Source organism: Entomomonas asaccharolytica (assembly GCF_016653615.1).
Lineage (GTDB): Bacteria > Pseudomonadota > Gammaproteobacteria > Pseudomonadales > Pseudomonadaceae > Entomomonas > Entomomonas asaccharolytica.
Window position 1 is genome coordinate 1,144,623 of the sequence record NZ_CP067393.1, and the last position, 15,945, is coordinate 1,160,567.

Consider the following 15,945-nt stretch of genomic DNA (forward strand, 5'->3'; position numbering starts at 1 on the left):
TATTATTTCGTTGATTATTAGTTTGATTGTGTTAAGGGCTTTAAAAAAAGTATTGAGTTTCAGTATTGTTTTTTTGGTTAAAAGGGTTGTTCGTGGTTATTTTGTTTGAACGCTATCATAAACCTATTTCTGCTGTATTGGTGAATCTGTAATATCATCTTTTGTGCTGGAATCATTTTCATAGGATTTTCTGTTAATTATTTTGCCATCTTCATAAGTGATTTCTTGTCGTAATTTTCCATCTTTACCCCAAATACTCCATACACCTGAAGTTAAGTCGTCTTTAAATACACCCTCAGCATATTTTTGACCATTATCAAACCAGAATGTCCAGACACCATTTTGCTTGTTAGCGATATAATGGCCTTTACTTTCAGGTTGTCCATTCTCATACCAACTTTGCGAGAGACCGTCTAAATGGCCACCTTGGTAGTTAGCTTCAATTGCTTTTTGGCCATTTTCATGCCAGTAATGCCAAATCCCCGTTTCTTGGTTATTATCATAATTTCCTTCAGATTCTAATTGACCATTCTTGTACCAAGTCTTAGAGGGACCCACAAGTAGGTCATTTTTATAAGTTTCTGAAATAGCTTGTTGACCATTCTCATACCAGTATTGCCAAGTGGCTTGTTTTTGACCATTGGTAAATTGGCCTGTGATTTCAGTCTGGCCGTTTTTATACCATTTTTTGAAATCACCAACGGCTTTGCCATTTTCATAGTTTTCTATTACTGATAATTGACCGTTTTCGTACCAATATTGCCAGACACCATCTTTTTTACCTTTTATAAAACTGCCCGTTGCGTGTTTTTGTTGGTTTTTATACCACACACTGGTTTTACCATCTAATAATCCATCAGAAAAATAACCAGTGGCTTGAAGCTCACCATTCTCATACCAAAAATTGTAAATACCGTTTTCTTTGCCATTGTTATAGTTTTTTTCAGAAGATTTTTTACCATTGGCATACCAGAGTACTAAAGGACCATCAATGCTTTTCATACCGATAGTGGTTAGTTCGTTACTATCAATTATGGTAATTGGATAACTCTGTTTTTTGTTAGTGTTGGCAAAAAAGTCTTGTATAACAAAATGGCCTTCAGGTGTTTTTTTAATAAATTTGCGATAGAAACCATTTTTTACTTTTTTATCAGTAGCTTGCCATATTTCATTGTAGTACTGAATAATGGAGTTTTCTTTATATTGAGTAGGGTCTGTGATTGTAATTGCAGTTTCTTCTGCAATAACAAGTGCTAAAGGATTTAATAAAGTTAAGGTTAATATAGGTATTAGCCAATAGCGCATGATATTATCTACCCCCAAAATTTGTTTATAACCTTAACATATCTGTGTTTCGATAGGTAATTAGAAAGAAGTCATAAAATAGAGATTTATTGTATCTTTTGCTTAAACATAGTGGTGTTTTTTACTTGCCCATTCTCATAGAGAATTTCTTGGGTTTTGTTGCCCGTTTTATCCCAATGGCTGAATAGCCCTGATAGTTTGTTATCTTTATAAAAAGACTGCATACTTTGTATGCCATTATCATACCAGTAAGTCCATTTACCTTGTTTTTTGCCTTCTATATATTGCCCTTGTTGACGTATGTTGCCATTATTATGCCAAGCTATGTAATCACCATTTAATACGCCTGCTTTATAATTTTCTTCTGATAATTTATTGCCTAATTTTGACCAGTAGATAAATTTGCCTTCTTTTTGTCCATCTAGGTAATTTTCTTCTGCTTGAATTTTACCATCTGGATACCAAATATAAACTGTACCTTGTGTTTTACCAGATATTTTAGTTTCTTGATGATGTTTCTGCCCATTATCATACCAACTACGCCAAATACCATCAGGTATCCCTTTCTGATAAGCTCCTTCAAATTGTTTGTTGCCATTTTCATACCATAAAATAGAGATACCTTCTATTTTGCCATCAATGTAATAAACTTCTTGCTGTTTCTGACCATTCTCGTACCAAACGGTAGCTTTTCCTTGTGCTTTTCCATTTATTAAGGTGCCTGTACTGTATATTTGACCATTGATATACCAGCGCTTGAAACGGCCATTGATGTTGTTAGGGAAGCCATTAAGTATAGTTGTATCGTCTTTGATAAGATATGGGTTGGTATATTTACTGTCAGTAGCTGTGTAAAAATCTTGTACAGCAATTTGTCCATCAACTAATGTTGCTAGGTATTTCCGATAGAAACCATTATGTATTTTATGGGGTGAAAAGTTACGATTACGGTCATAATAACTAATAATAGAGTTTGTTTGATATTGTTTATTTGCATGTGTTCGATTCGATTCTGCTAAAACATTAGTAGCCATGTTTGAAAATAGTATAATTAGCAGTAAAGTTAATTTATGCATCGTAATATTAATCATATACCCAATAAATTATTCAATAGCACAGTTTATAGTTGTTCCATAAACCTTATCTGAAAAGTTGAAAATATCTTTTTCTGTAACTTGTTGCTTTATTGATTCGTCTTTATTAATGGCAGCAATAAAAATTTTCCAATCTTTTTCAGTAAATGTGTTCACCATATTATTGGTAATACATTCACAATCCTGTGAATTATCTAGTTGGCAATGTTTAAGAGCATAGGCTTTCATCTGTCCTTTATTGTTAACTTTTAGGTCATCAGCCAATACATTAACTGCACAAAAATACAGCAATACTAGATAAAAATGGATTTTCATGGAAAATTCCTGCCATACAAACTGAATTTAAATTATTTTGTTATCGAATAATAGCCAACATTATATAGTTGGCTTAGTACACAATAAAATAGATACAGATTAAATAATTAATTATTCACTGTTGCTACATATTTAATACCATTATTTTGTTGTTTAAGCAGGTTAAGTGCTTTAGGTAGGTTTGCAAAACTTATCACTTCTATTGGTGGTAATGTTAATTCTTTTCTCGCTATTTTTAATAATAGTTGTTCACCTGCTGCGACTAGTTTGCTCCATTGTTTATCTGTACCATACACATGGATTGAAGCCAGTGCTATTTCATGCAGTGAAATGCTTGTGGTAAAAGGTGGGAGTGGTGCTTGTTCGATACGGTCTTGTATACAAACCAGATGTCCATAATAGCCTAATAGATCAGCCAATGATTTTGCACTATTACCATTAACAGTATCATAAATACTAAAGATATTTTGTGAGCCTAGCTGCGCGCGTAATTTACTTTGCCAATTGGTGTCTCGATAATCAAATGCACTAATTACCCCTTTGTTGATAAATTTCTTGTGATGAGCAGGGCTAGCGGTGATATACACTTTTGCCCCAGTATCAATCAGCAGTTGCGTTAAAATACTGCCAACCGCACCGCCAGCACCGTTTACTAAAACATTTTCAGCCTGCGGATTAGGTGTTTTATGTGATGCTTGCCATGCTGTTAAAGCAGGACAGGGAAAAGCAGCAGCTGTTACATTGCTGATTTGATCTGGCACAGCAATCAAGGCTTTAGCACTGACTATAGTGTGGCGGCTAAAACTACCATTAAAGCGTAAATCTGTATGGTAAGTGTAACGTGTTCCTAATTGTATATGTTGAGCATTGCTACCCACTGCAACAACAACTCCCATACCATCCACACCGGGGATTTGGTTTTTTTGCCAAGAGTCACTTAAGCCAGCCATCAATTTCCAGTCTACAGGATTGATACCAATGGCATGATTTTCAATTAATACTTGATCCTCTTTTAAGGAGGGAATAGCCATATTTTGTAAAATAAGATCATCAGGATTGGCACTTAGCTGCCAATGCCAAGCTTCTGTTTCTGTAATCATGTAACTTCCTAATTTTAAATAAAAGGTTGCTGTTTTAAGTTGTTTGATTTGATGGGTAATAATAGTGATATATCGCGATTAAATGGTTAGTAAATTGTAACGAAGTAAGTTAACTACTATTTTCACTGGTTAATTTATGTTAAAAATAAATAAAAGAGTAACCTATTAGTAGAAGTTAGGAAAATATGACAGCTTATAGTAAATCATCGCCATCTATTTGGCAGAAAATTCGAAATTTATTCAATAGAGGCTATGAGAAAGTCGCCGCACAAGAGCTACAAATTGCAAGTGCTATGGGTAGTAAGTTATCAGGCATCGGTTATACGCTTACACGCCTTGTGTTCTTTGTAATCAAATTAGCAGCGATAGTGGTTTTATTTTGGTTAGCCCTGTGGTTATTTATTTTTATGATGGCATGGATAGCCTTTAAATTTATTACATTTAATAGAACAGTTAAGCAGTACCATAAAACTAATGAGTTCTCTGCTGATGATAGTGGTAATAAACGTTCTAATACCTATGATAATAATGGTAATTTACTGGATTGATGGTTTTATCCTTTTCTAAAATAAGTTTGGTTTGGTGGTTATTTATAAAATGTAATTATTTACTCAGTTAATTAAAAAATAAGAGTAACTAGTGTGAAGATATTTATAGTGTTATTAATAATTATAGTAAACTGATAATTATTTTTTGATAGATTTTATAGATGACAGCAACACAAACCTCTGAGTTACCTCCTAATTATCGTTTTTCTGTAGCCCCCATGTTGGATTGGACAGACCGTCATTTTCGCTACTTTATGCGAGGCTTAACAAAACATGCACTACTTTATACAGAAATGATTACTACTGGTGCATTGCTGTATGGCGATGCTGCGAGGTATTTAGCTTATAACCAAGTAGAACATCCCTTGGCTTTACAGCTAGGTGGAAGTGTTGCTAGTGAGTTAGCTATATGTGCCAAAATGGCTGAACAATGGGGCTATGATGAGGTTAATCTTAATGTAGGCTGCCCTAGTGATCGAGTACAAAATAATCTGATTGGCGCTTGCTTAATGGCCCATCCCAAATTAGTGGCTGATTGTTTTAAAGCCATGCAAGATGCTGTAGATATCCCTGTTACTATTAAACATCGTATAGGTATTGATGGTCGAGAAAGTTATAGTGAGTTGCTAGATTTTGTTGGGCAAAGTGTGGAAGCAGGTTGTCAGCGATTTATTGTACATGCTCGTATTGCAATTTTAAAAGGGTTGTCACCAAAACAAAATCGAGATATTCCACCTTTGCGTTATGAAATAGCCGCCCAGCTTAAAAAGGATTTTCCTGATACGATTTTTATCTTAAATGGTGGCATTAATACCATGCAGGAAGTAAACAAGCATTTGCAGAGCTTGGATGGTGTAATGGTGGGGCGTGCGGCTTATCATAATTGTTATGAGTGGGCGCAGGTAGATCAACAGTTATTTGCTAGCAATGAGCCAATTATTTCTCGTGCTGATGCTTTTTTAAGGATGTTGCCCTATATTGAACAACATGTGGCACAGGGTGGCGTGGTGCAACATATTAGTCGCCATTTATTGGGACTTGCGCAAGGTTTTGCTGGCTCAAGGCGCATACGTCAGTTGTTATCGGTGGATATACATAAAGAACAACCTGCTAAAGTGTTTGAACAAGTTATCGGTTATTTACAGTCATCTGCGCTAAATGGTTGAGTATTGAACTAAGATAAGCGAAAATAGCGCACCTTTTTATAAGCTCAAAGAATTATATCTATGTCATTTGCCACTGAACTAAAAAACGAAGTTGAAAAACGCCGTACTTTTGCCATTATTTCTCACCCTGATGCTGGTAAAACTACGATTACTGAAAAGTTATTGCTAATGGGGCAAGCTATTAGTGTGGCTGGTACTGTTAAGGCAAGAAAATCTGATCGTCATGCTACTTCTGATTGGATGGAGATGGAAAAGCAACGGGGTATTTCTATTACTACCTCAGTAATGCAATTTCCTTATCGTGAGCATATGATTAATTTGCTAGATACACCAGGCCATGAAGACTTTTCAGAAGATACCTATCGTACATTAACGGCTGTGGATAGTGCGTTAATGGTGTTAGATGGTGGTAAAGGGGTTGAACCACGTACCATTGCTTTAATGGAAGTATGTCGTTTACGTGATACACCTATTGTTAGTTTTATCAATAAATTAGACCGTGATATTCGTGATCCCATTGAACTATTAGATGAAATTGAGGCTGTTTTAAAGATTAAAGCAGCTCCTATTACGTGGCCTATAGGCTGTTACCGTGACTTTAAGGGTGTTTATCATCTTACTGAAGATAAAATTATTACTTATACTGCTGGTCATGGCCATGAGCGCATTGAAAATAGAGTGATTAATGGCTTAGATACAGAAGAAGCACGGGAACATTTAGGCGATTTATATGACGACTTTAAAGAGCAGTTGGAGTTAGTTCAGGGCGCTTGTCATGAATTTGATAAACAAGCTTTTTTAGAAGGTAAAATGACGCCTGTTTTCTTTGGTACTGCATTGGGTAATTTTGGTGTAGATCAAGTATTAGACGCGGTGGTTGATTGGGCACCTTTACCATTATCACGTATGACTAATGAGCGTGAAGTAATACCAACTGAGGAAAAGTTCACTGGTTTTGTATTTAAAATTCAAGCCAATATGGATCCTAAACATCGTGATCGTATTGCCTTTATGCGTATTTGTTCAGGTCGTTATCAAAAGGGCATGAAAATGTATCATTCCCGTATTGGTAAAGATTTAAAAGTTTCTGATGCGTTGACTTTCTTTTCTTCTGAACGTGAACAGCTAGAAGAAGCATGGGGCGGTGATATTATTGGTTTACATAATCACGGTACTATCCAAATCGGTGATACATTTACCGAAGGTGAAAAACTCAGTTTCACGGGAATTCCACATTTTGCCCCAGAGTTATTTCGTCGCGTACGTTTAAAAGACCCATTAAAATCAAAGCAGCTTCGCCAAGGTTTACAAGAGTTGGCGGAAGAGGGCGCAACCCAAGTTTTCTTCCCTGAGCGCAATAATGATATTATTTTGGGGGCTGTTGGTGTACTTCAGTTTGATGTGGTGGCGAGCCGTTTAAAAGAAGAGTATAAAGTAGAATGCTTGTATGAAGCGGTTAATGTTTGGTCTGCTCGTTGGATTGAATGTGACGATAAGAAAAAACTTGAAGAGTTTAAAGTTAAAGCAACAGATAACCTAGCGATTGATGGTGGTGGACATTTAACTTATTTAGCCCCTACACGTGTTAATTTAAGTTTGATGGAAGAACGTTGGCCAGATATTAACTTCAGGGCGACTAGAGAGCATCATTAGTAAAAAAACAGGCTTTAAGCCTGTTTTTTTATATCTAATAGAGTAAATTACTTACTACGCTTTAACTGGTCTTTTAATTTTGTAGGTACTTGATGAATAATCAATGTATCGTTTGATTCATCGTATTCGATACGTGAACCTAATAGATGTGCTTCAAAGCTGATAGAAAGCCCTTCTGCACGGCCAGTAAAACGTCTAAATTGGTTTAATGTGCGTTTATCAGGTGGAATAGCAGGGGCAAGGCCATAATCTTTATTACGAATATAATCATAGAAAGCACGTGGTGTTTCTTCATTCATTAGTTCTGAGAGTTCATCCAATGAAATTGCTTCGCCTAAACGTGCTTGAGTGCTGGCGTAACTCACTAGTGTATCAGTCTTTTGTTTGGTCTGATCTTCAGAATAATCTTCATCTTCTACATAGTCACTAAAGGCTTTGAGTAAAGTACGTGTTTCACTGGGTGAATCTACACCTTCTTGACAACCAATAAAGTCACGGAAGTAGTCAGAAACCTTCTTGCCATTTTTACCACGAATAAAGGAAATATATTGCTTAGATTGCTTATTATTTTGCCATTCAGATAGGTTGATACGAGCTGCTAAATGTAATTGTGATAGATCAAGGTGTTTAGCTTCTGTTACTTCTAGGCTATCTGTAACTGCTATACCTTTGGTATGGTGCAAAAGGGTAATAGTCAAGTAATCAGTCATCCCTTGCTGATAATGGGCAATCAATACATAGCCACCCATGGAAAGATTTGATTCTTCCATTAATTTTTGTAAGTGTTCTGTTGCTTGCTTACTAAACGCTATAAAATTTTGCTGTTGTTCTAAATAGCCAGTTAGCCAACCACTAAAGGGATAAGCACCTGATTCTTCATGAAAATAACCCCATGCTTTATTAGGTTTAGCGTTATAACTTTCATTTAAATCAGTCAGAAGATTCTCTAAAGCAGAAGATTGTTTTAGTTCATGCTCACTAGCGTGCAAGATGGCAGGTGTGCCATCTGGCTTTTTATCAATTAAATGGACAATGCTATGATAGATAGGCATAGTTTTCTCATTTATGAAAGATTAGGGTGTAAAGGGAATAATATGGGTACAAAGATAATACAAATTATCATAACAAGTATAGTAAAAGGTACCCCAATTTTAATAAAATCTATAAATTTATAACGGCCAGGCCCCACCACTAATGTGTTTACAGGTGATGACACGGGGGTCATAAATGCAGCAGAAGCAGCAATAGCAATAGTCATAGCAAATGGATAAGGGGAGGCGCCAACATCTTGTGCTGCCTTAATGGCAATTGGAGCGAGTAAAATGGCTGTTGCTGTATTGGAAATAAATAAACCAATAATGGCTGTTAAGGCAAATAGTGCACCAATTAATAAATGGGGATTAGAATCACCTACGATACTTAACAGTCCCGATACAGCTAAGTCTACGCCCCCTGTTTTTTGTAAAGCAGCCGCAAAAGGAAACATACCTACGATAAGAATAAGACTTTGCCAATGAATTGATTTATAAGCACTATCCATATCAATACAGTGAAATGCCCCCATTAGTAAACACCCAAGTAAGGCTACAATGACATTGGGGAAAAAACCGCTAATCATTAAACCAACAGTAATTAATAGGGTAATAATCGCATAAGGTGCTTTACTTAAGGCAGGTGCGACATTATCAATTTCAGCAGGTAAACTTAACACTAAGAAATCTTGGTTATTAGTTTGTAAGTTTTTAATGGCTTTCCATGTACCTATTACTAATAGGGTATCGCCTAGTTTAAGACTTTCATTGGTAATATCATTTTCTAAAGATTCGCCATTGCGTCGTAATCCAACCACATTGAGACGATAGGTTGAGCGGAATCCTATTTCTAGAATATTTTTACCAATTAACTTTGACTCTGGTGGCAGAGAAACTTCAGCCATACCAATAGAACGTGACTGGTCTGTAAAGTAATCACCTTTAAAGGCTAGTTTAGTGAGCTGAAAAGCATTACAAAAGTCATCCACCGTTTCTTTATAAAAGAAATCTACCAATAAAATATCGCCTATTTTGATTTCTAAGTTAGAAGAGGCGTCTAGTACTTTATGAGTGATACGCTTTTCTCTTTCAACACCAATGATATTAGCGCCAAAACGTGCTCTAAGTTGTAATTCTTCAATGGTTTTGCCTATCATCAGTGAACCTGAGTTGACGCGTAACCTTCTGTTTCTGCCAGAAAGCTTATAATCTTTAATCAAGTCAGTTAAATGGCGTTTACCTGAGTTTGATGAAATTTCGGCATCTTGTGGAGCCATCAGTAAACGACGAGCAAAAAGCATATAGCCAATGCCTACAACTAAAATAATTAAACCAATAGGAGTAAAAGAGAAAAAGCTAAATGCTTTAAATCCCATTTCTTCTAACTTACTGCTCACCACTAGATTAGGTGCGGTAGCTACTAAGGTCAACATGCCACTAATTAAGGCAGCAAAACTAAGTGGCATCATAAGTCGTTTAGGATCGGCTTTCATATGGCTTGCAATACTTAATACAATGGGTATAAAGATAGCTACAATACCTGTGGAGCTCATCACGGAACCAAGTAAAGCAACCGATCCCATTAACAAAACGATTAGCCGAGTTTCGCTGTTTCTAGCTTGTTTAATTAGCCATTCACCCACACTATAAGCAATGCCTGTGCGCACTAGACCTTCGCCAATCACAAAAAAGGCAGCGATTAAGATAACACTACTATCACTGAAGCCTGATAAAGTTTCGTTAACAGTTAAAATACCTGTTAATGGAAAGACGACAATAACTGTTAATGCTACAAAGTCCATCCGTGGTTTATTCATCATAAAAGCAACAATCGCGATTGCTAATAGGCCAAGCACAACAATTAAATCGATATTCATAGTGACAGTATCTGCATCTTGTAACAAAAAATTAGATAAACTAACGGATATTATACTGTTTTCAGTATCTATGGTAGTTTAATTATATTAGGATGCTATTTTTCTGCAGCAAAGCTCATGGTATGTGTGTTTTTGTTTGCAATAAACGCTATTTAGTTGTAAAAGCAACTAGCTGATTTTGATTGAATATGGAATACTTTGCGTTTTTATAAAAATATGCAGTAATCTGAGTTTGAGTTTTAAAGCAAGGTAGCTTGATTTGTTATTGATATGAGGACTAATAAATGATGTTAAAGAAAGTATTATTAGGATTAACAGTTAGCCTAGCTGTTTTTATAAATCTAGCTAATGCAGCAGAGAAAACGGTAGAAAGCAAATTTAAAACAATGTTACCTGATGTTGTTATTAAAGAAGTTGTAAAAAGTCCAATACAAGGTTTTTATCAAATTCAAGTAGATAGTGGTAAAGTTTTTTATATGTCAGAAGATGGTAAATACCTTATTCAAGGATATTTATTTGAATTAAATAATAAAACACCTAAAAATCTCACATTAGAAACTGAAGAGAAATTTGTTGCTAAGTTAATTAATAATATTGATAAATCATCAATGGTTATATTTAAAGCAAAAGATAATCAACCTAAAACACATATTACTATTTTCACAGATACTAGCTGTCCTTATTGCCATCGATTACATGAAGGAGTTCCTGCATTAAACGAAGTTGGGATTGAAGTACGATATTTGGCTTTCCCAAGGGAAGGATTTGCTTCCCGTGGTTTTGAAGAGTTACAAAAAGTATGGTGCTCTGATAATCAACAAGAAGCGATGAATCAACTAATGCAAGAAATTCCTGTGAAAAGTGTTAAAAAGTGTAATACACCTATTGTTGAGCAGTATGTATTAGGTCAAAAAATAGGGATTAGAGGAACACCAGCAATTATTTTAGAAAATGGACATATAATTCCAGGTTATCAACCAACCTCGCAATTGATTAATGAAGCATTAGCCGCAAAACCTGCCACTAAATAGCATTTGTTGTTTTAGAGGTTTGTAATAAGCTATTTAAGTTTTAGTACTATGATTGAAGTGTTTTATAACAGGTTTGGATTATTTTGTGATTAAATGGGTTCGCTTTATTCTCCGTTTGCTGCTATTGGCAATAGCTGTAGGTGCTGGAGTTTTAAGTGTTATATTTTTTTATCAATTTCATACGCTTACGATTGATCAGGTTTCTGAGTTGCTATCATTGCTTTCTCATGAGCCTATTTTAACGATTGCCGTGGGAATTGGTTTATTGTTGTTTGCTTTATCAATATTAGGATTGATTATGTTGCTTCAATACCAAGTGTGGCGTTATCCATTTTCAATTTTTCTAGGCTATATTGCGGGTGCTTTTATTTATTATCAATTTTATTTGATGCACCCGTTTGAAGAAAATATTTTACAGTTAAATGATGATGCTTGGTATTATCCATTTATATTGGCAACAGCATTGCTACTTAGGGCTATCCTTGGATTTAAAATTCCAAGAATAAAAAATCAGGTAGAATCAACTACTTAACTTTAAGTATCCATATGTCTATTTACTATTTATTAGAGAGTGTGGTAACACTATAAATAGTAAAGAATTTTTATTATCACTTTTTAAACTACAGATTAACCTCCAAGGAAATAATAGCTATATGGGTAAGTCACTGGTCATTGTAGAATCTCCAGCTAAGGCTAAAACGATTAATAAATATTTAGGCAATCAATATGTTGTAAAATCAAGTATTGGTCATATTCGTGATTTGCCTACAGGAACTACTAAAGCGACCTCAACAGCGAAAGGTAAGAAAGTAGCAGATAGTACTTTATCGCCTAAAGAACGAGCCAAGCAACAACTATTCAAGCGTATGGGAGTAGATCCAGAACATGGTTGGAAAGCTCATTATGAGATTCTACCTGGCAAAGAGAAGGTAGTAGATGAGTTAAAAAAATTAGCCAAGGAGGCTGATACTATCTACCTAGCAACCGACTTGGATAGAGAAGGAGAAGCAATTGCATGGCATTTAAGAGAAGCCATTGGTGGAGATGATAGCCGTTATAAGCGAGTAGTTTTTAATGAGATTACCCAAAAAGCAATTCAGAGTGCCTTTGCTGAACCAGGTGAATTAGATCTTAACCGTGTAAATGCGCAACAAGCACGTCGTTTTCTAGATCGCGTGGTTGGTTTTATGGTTTCGCCATTATTGTGGCAAAAAATCGCTCGAGGTTTATCTGCGGGGCGAGTCCAATCAGTAGCTGTGCGCTTAATTGTTGAACGAGAAAGAGAAATTCGTGCTTTTGTTCCAGAAGAGTTCTGGCAAATTGCAGCTGATTTGGCAACGGCTAAAAAAGAAAATATCAATTTTGATGTTGTTAAGCAGCATGGCCAAGCATTTCGTCCTGTTAATAAAGAGCAAACTGATAAAGCTTTACAACTTTTAGAAAAAGCAGCGTATAAAGTTGTTAAACGTGAAGATAAGCCTACCATTAGTAAGCCATCAGCACCTTTTATTACTTCTACTTTACAGCAAGCGGCTAGTACTCGTTTAGGTTTTTCGGTTAAGAAAACAATGATGATGGCGCAACGCTTATATGAAGCAGGTTATATTACCTATATGCGTACTGATTCAACTAACTTATCTGCAGATGCTATAGATATGGTGCGTGGCTATATAGATAGTGAGTTTGGTAAAAAATATTTACCTGCTAAGGCCATTACCTATTCTAGTAAAAATAATGCACAAGAGGCACATGAGGCTATTCGTCCTTCTGATGTTAATTTAAGAGCTACTCAATTATCAGCAATGGAGCGAGATGCTGAACGTTTATATGAGTTAATCTGGTGCCAGTTTGTAGCTTGTCAAATGCCACCTGCTGAATATTTATCCACAACAGTTACTGTTGAAGCAGGTGATTTTGAATTAAAAGCCAAAGGCCGTATTCTGAAATTTGATGGTTATACAAAAGTGCTTGCTGCTGTGAGTAAAACAGCAGAAGATCAAGTATTACCTGTGGTTAATGAAGGTGAAATATTAGATTTAATTAAACTTAATCCTTCACAGCACTTTACTAAACCTGCACCTCGTTATTCAGAAGCAAGCTTAGTAAAAGAATTGGAAAAGCGTGGAATTGGTCGTCCTTCTACTTATGCTTCCATTATTTCCACTATTCAAGAGCGTGGTTATGTTACTTTAAATAATCGTCGTTTTTATGCAGAAAAGATGGGCGATATTGTTACTGAGCGATTAACGGAAAGTTTTAATGATTTAATGGATTATAACTTTACGGCCCATATGGAAGAAAATCTTGACCAGATTGCCGAAGGTGATATGCCTTGGAAAAAACTATTGGATAGTTTTTATAAAGGATTTAGTCAAAAATTAGCAAAGGCAGAGCAGACTGATGAAGGCATGCGTGCCAATACACCTACCTTAACACCTTTAATTAAATGTAAAGAATGCGGTCGAGATATGATGATCCGTACCGCTTCAACAGGTGTGTTTTTAGGTTGTTCTGGTTATAACCTTCCACCTAAGGAGCGTTGTAAAGCAACCATTAATTTGATTCCTGGTGATGAAATTGCACAGGATGATGAGGGCGAGTCAGAAGCTCGTGTATTACATAATAAACATCGCTGTACTAAATGTGGTACTGCAATGGATGCTTATCTAATGGATGAGCATCATAAACTGCATATTTGTGGCAATAATCCTGATTGTGATGGTTATCAGATTGAAGAGGGTACCTTTAAGATTAAAGGCTATGAAGGGCCTGTATTAGAATGTGATCGCTGCGGTAGTGAAATGCAGTTAAAAACAGGGCGTTTCGGAAAATTCTTTGCATGTACCAATGAGGACTGTAAAAATACTCGTAAGTTATTGGCAAATGGCCAACCTGCACCACCGAAAATGGATGCAGTACCTATGCCTGAACTTAAGTGTGAAAAAGTGGATGATACTTATGTGTTACGTGATGGTGCCTCAGGATTATTTTTAGCGGCTAGTCAATTTCCTAGAAAACGTGAAACAAGAGCGCCTCTCGTTAAAGAATTGATTCCTCACAAAGCAGAGATTGATCCTAAATACCATTATCTTTGTGATGCACCTATCAAAGATCCAGATGGGAATTTTAGTATAATCCGTTTTAGTAGAAAGACTAAAGAGCAATATGTACAAACAGAAGTAAATGGCAAGCCAACGGGTTGGAAAGCCTTTTATGATGGTAAAAAGTGGCTAGTAACTGATAAAACCACACCGAAAAAGTAATGCTGAAGGTTAGAGAATATATTATTAATATTCTCTAATATTATTATATTTCAGTATTATAGTAGTTGAATAACAATATATTAATAATATAAACTGTTAGTTACACTGATATTATATTGTTTGACTATAAAGAAATTTTTAATAAATGCAGGTAAATTTGGTAACTTAGATCAATAGATGGCCTGTTAATAGTAAGTTTTTCTTTATAACTTGTAATTTTTTGTTGTGGTTGTAAGAAAAGTTATTAGATAATAAGTCAAGTGTTCTATATTTTTAGACACTTGTGTGAGGTTTACACGAATAGAAGTGTTCTATTCAATAGTGAAGGTATTAGGGATTAATCATGGTGCAATTTCATAAATTAGCAGCAGTGGGTTTAGCAGTAACATTATCATCAATGGGCAGTGCGTTTGCATTAGGATTAGGCGAGGTCACTTGGAAGTCCACATTAAATCAACCACTTGATGCTGAGATAGCTCTTTATGACGTACAGAACATAACCAATAAAGAATTGGTTGTAAAAATAGCTTCTCCAGAGGATTTTGCAAAGGCAGGGATTGATAGACCGCACGCATTGAATGATTTGGTTTTTACACCTGTTATTCGTGGTAATAAGAGCGTTATCAAAATTACCTCTAATCAGCCAATTAAAGAACCTTATCTGGATTTCTTATTAAGTGTATCTTGGGCTTCAGGTCAAACCTTGCGTGAATATACCTTGCTTATAGATCCGCCTGCATATGAGCCTGCCAAAGTTGTAACTTCTAAAGTTGTTGCTCAGCAGCAGACTCCAGTTAAGCAAACTCAGACTAAAACAGTATCTAGACCATCTCAAAAAAAAACTAAGCCAACAGTAGCCGCTGCACCAAAAGGTACAGTGAGAGCGCATAGGGGTTCTAGTTTATGGCTATTCGCTGAGAGAACACGTGGTAATGCGTCTGTACATCAAGCGATGCTAGCTATCTATGAAGCGAATCCTGATGCATTTATTGATGGTAAAATGAGTTTATTAAAAGAGGGTGCAGTATTACGTATTCCTTCTAGAGAACAAATGCGTCAAACAGGACGTGCAGAGGCATTATCTCAAGTGTTAGCCAATGTAAATGGTACAGCATCTACTACACAACGACAAATGGTTGCAAGTAAAGTTGATCAACAGCCAGCAACTAATCAACCTGCACAAGATCAGTTAAAGTTATCAGGTGTGACCGAAACAAATACTCCTTCTGGTAACGCTTCTGATAAAGCCATTATTGCTGATTTAAATAATAAGGTAGTACAGTCTGAAGAAGAACTTGATGCCACACGTCGTAAAAATAACGAATTACGTAGTCGCATGTCAGATTTGGAAGCACGTTTAGCTGATATGAAGAAGTTAGTTGAGTTAAAAGATAACCAATTAGCATCATTACAGCAAAATATGTCTAATGCTCAAAAAGTAGTTAATCCTGATGCAGAAGATCAGTCTAATGAAATAATTGAGATTAATGAAGAAGTTGAAGAAAAGACAATCCAACAGTAAATGATAATGTTGTATTGAGATTTAAAAAAGCAATCTAATT

13 protein-coding genes are annotated in these 15,945 nt (G+C 35.7%); 7 read left to right on the top strand and 6 right to left on the bottom strand.

Features of this window, described 5'->3' with window-relative positions; genetic code table 11:
• Positions 1-123 precede the first annotated feature (123 nt).
• The 4 genes from JHT90_RS05175 to JHT90_RS05190 form a co-directional block, all read right to left on the bottom strand.
• Positions 124-1,305 carry a toxin-antitoxin system YwqK family antitoxin gene (locus JHT90_RS05175; RefSeq protein WP_201094879.1) on the bottom strand — a complete coding sequence of 394 codons (1,182 nt, stop codon included), beginning with the start codon at positions 1,303-1,305 and terminating at the stop codon, positions 124-126.
• Between the two features lie 86 nt (positions 1,306-1,391).
• Complete coding sequence (locus tag JHT90_RS05180) at positions 1,392-2,339, bottom strand: toxin-antitoxin system YwqK family antitoxin (RefSeq protein WP_201094880.1); 948 nt, start codon at positions 2,337-2,339, stop codon at positions 1,392-1,394.
• A gap of 69 nt (positions 2,340-2,408) precedes the next feature.
• Positions 2,409-2,714 (bottom strand): hypothetical protein, encoded by a 306-nt coding sequence (locus tag JHT90_RS05185; RefSeq protein WP_201094881.1) that lies wholly within the window; start codon positions 2,712-2,714, stop codon positions 2,409-2,411.
• A 107-nt stretch (positions 2,715-2,821) separates the two neighbouring features.
• A complete protein-coding gene (locus JHT90_RS05190; protein WP_201094882.1) occupies positions 2,822-3,814 on the bottom strand; it encodes a zinc-binding dehydrogenase in 993 nt (330 codons plus the stop codon).
• A gap of 185 nt (positions 3,815-3,999) precedes the next feature.
• Between JHT90_RS05190 and JHT90_RS05195 the strand changes: the two genes are divergently transcribed.
• The 3 genes from JHT90_RS05195 to JHT90_RS05205 all read left to right on the top strand — a co-directional run bounded on the left by JHT90_RS05195 (position 4,000) and on the right by JHT90_RS05205 (position 7,181).
• The gene (locus JHT90_RS05195) at positions 4,000-4,362 is read left to right on the top strand and encodes a hypothetical protein (protein WP_201094883.1); all 363 of its coding nucleotides are present in this window, start codon (positions 4,000-4,002) and stop codon (positions 4,360-4,362) included.
• 161 nt (positions 4,363-4,523) lie between these two features.
• Positions 4,524-5,528, top strand: a complete 1,005-nt coding sequence (gene dusA, locus JHT90_RS05200) for a tRNA dihydrouridine(20/20a) synthase DusA (RefSeq protein WP_201094885.1) — start codon at positions 4,524-4,526, stop codon at positions 5,526-5,528.
• 60 nt (positions 5,529-5,588) lie between these two features.
• Positions 5,589-7,181 (top strand): peptide chain release factor 3, encoded by a 1,593-nt coding sequence (locus JHT90_RS05205; protein WP_201094888.1) that lies wholly within the window; start codon positions 5,589-5,591, stop codon positions 7,179-7,181.
• 47 nt (positions 7,182-7,228) lie between these two features.
• Here the strand turns inward: JHT90_RS05205 and yejK are convergent, their stop codons facing one another.
• Both yejK and JHT90_RS05215 read right to left on the bottom strand, forming a co-directional pair.
• Positions 7,229-8,233, bottom strand: a complete 1,005-nt coding sequence (gene yejK / locus JHT90_RS05210; protein ID WP_201094892.1) for a nucleoid-associated protein YejK — start codon at positions 8,231-8,233, stop codon at positions 7,229-7,231.
• 11 nt (positions 8,234-8,244) lie between these two features.
• Positions 8,245-10,089 (bottom strand): SLC13 family permease, encoded by a 1,845-nt coding sequence (locus tag JHT90_RS05215; RefSeq protein ID WP_201094893.1) that lies wholly within the window; start codon positions 10,087-10,089, stop codon positions 8,245-8,247.
• A gap of 284 nt (positions 10,090-10,373) precedes the next feature.
• Here JHT90_RS05215 and JHT90_RS05220 point away from each other — a divergent pair, with 284 nt between their 5' ends.
• From JHT90_RS05220 to JHT90_RS05235, 4 genes are all read left to right on the top strand, one after another.
• Positions 10,374-11,120, top strand: a complete 747-nt coding sequence (locus tag JHT90_RS05220) for a disulfide isomerase DsbC N-terminal domain-containing protein (protein WP_201094899.1) — start codon at positions 10,374-10,376, stop codon at positions 11,118-11,120.
• Positions 11,121-11,205: 85 nt separating this feature from the next.
• On the top strand, positions 11,206-11,652 hold the full coding sequence (locus JHT90_RS05225) for a hypothetical protein (RefSeq protein WP_201094901.1): 447 nt from the start codon (positions 11,206-11,208) through the stop codon (positions 11,650-11,652).
• A gap of 121 nt (positions 11,653-11,773) precedes the next feature.
• Positions 11,774-14,383 (top strand): type I DNA topoisomerase, encoded by a 2,610-nt coding sequence (topA, locus tag JHT90_RS05230; RefSeq protein ID WP_201094904.1) that lies wholly within the window; start codon positions 11,774-11,776, stop codon positions 14,381-14,383.
• A gap of 343 nt (positions 14,384-14,726) precedes the next feature.
• The gene (locus tag JHT90_RS05235; RefSeq protein WP_201094905.1) at positions 14,727-15,905 is read left to right on the top strand and encodes a type IV pilus assembly protein FimV; all 1,179 of its coding nucleotides are present in this window, start codon (positions 14,727-14,729) and stop codon (positions 15,903-15,905) included.
• Positions 15,906-15,945: the final 40 nt, after the last annotated feature.

Excerpts from the sequence above, each read along its gene's own strand:
- JHT90_RS05220 (WP_201094899.1), top strand. The coding sequence starts at position 10,374 with ATGATGTTAAAGAAAGTATTATTAGGATTAACAGTTAGCCTAGCTGTT.
- dusA (WP_201094885.1), top strand. The coding sequence starts at position 4,524 with ATGACAGCAACACAAACCTCTGAGTTACCTCCTAATTATCGTTTTTCT.
- JHT90_RS05175 (WP_201094879.1), bottom strand. The coding sequence starts at position 1,305 with ATGCGCTATTGGCTAATACCTATATTAACCTTAACTTTATTAAATCCT.
- JHT90_RS05180 (WP_201094880.1), bottom strand. The coding sequence starts at position 2,339 with ATGGCTACTAATGTTTTAGCAGAATCGAATCGAACACATGCAAATAAA.
- topA (WP_201094904.1), top strand. The coding sequence starts at position 11,774 with ATGGGTAAGTCACTGGTCATTGTAGAATCTCCAGCTAAGGCTAAAACG.
- JHT90_RS05215 (WP_201094893.1), bottom strand. The coding sequence starts at position 10,089 with ATGAATATCGATTTAATTGTTGTGCTTGGCCTATTAGCAATCGCGATT.
- JHT90_RS05205 (WP_201094888.1), top strand. The coding sequence starts at position 5,589 with ATGTCATTTGCCACTGAACTAAAAAACGAAGTTGAAAAACGCCGTACT.
- JHT90_RS05235 (WP_201094905.1), top strand. The coding sequence starts at position 14,727 with ATGGTGCAATTTCATAAATTAGCAGCAGTGGGTTTAGCAGTAACATTA.
- JHT90_RS05190 (WP_201094882.1), bottom strand. The coding sequence starts at position 3,814 with ATGATTACAGAAACAGAAGCTTGGCATTGGCAGCTAAGTGCCAATCCT.
- JHT90_RS05195 (WP_201094883.1), top strand. The coding sequence starts at position 4,000 with ATGACAGCTTATAGTAAATCATCGCCATCTATTTGGCAGAAAATTCGA.
- JHT90_RS05185 (WP_201094881.1), bottom strand. The coding sequence starts at position 2,714 with ATGAAAATCCATTTTTATCTAGTATTGCTGTATTTTTGTGCAGTTAAT.
- yejK (WP_201094892.1), bottom strand. The coding sequence starts at position 8,233 with ATGCCTATCTATCATAGCATTGTCCATTTAATTGATAAAAAGCCAGAT.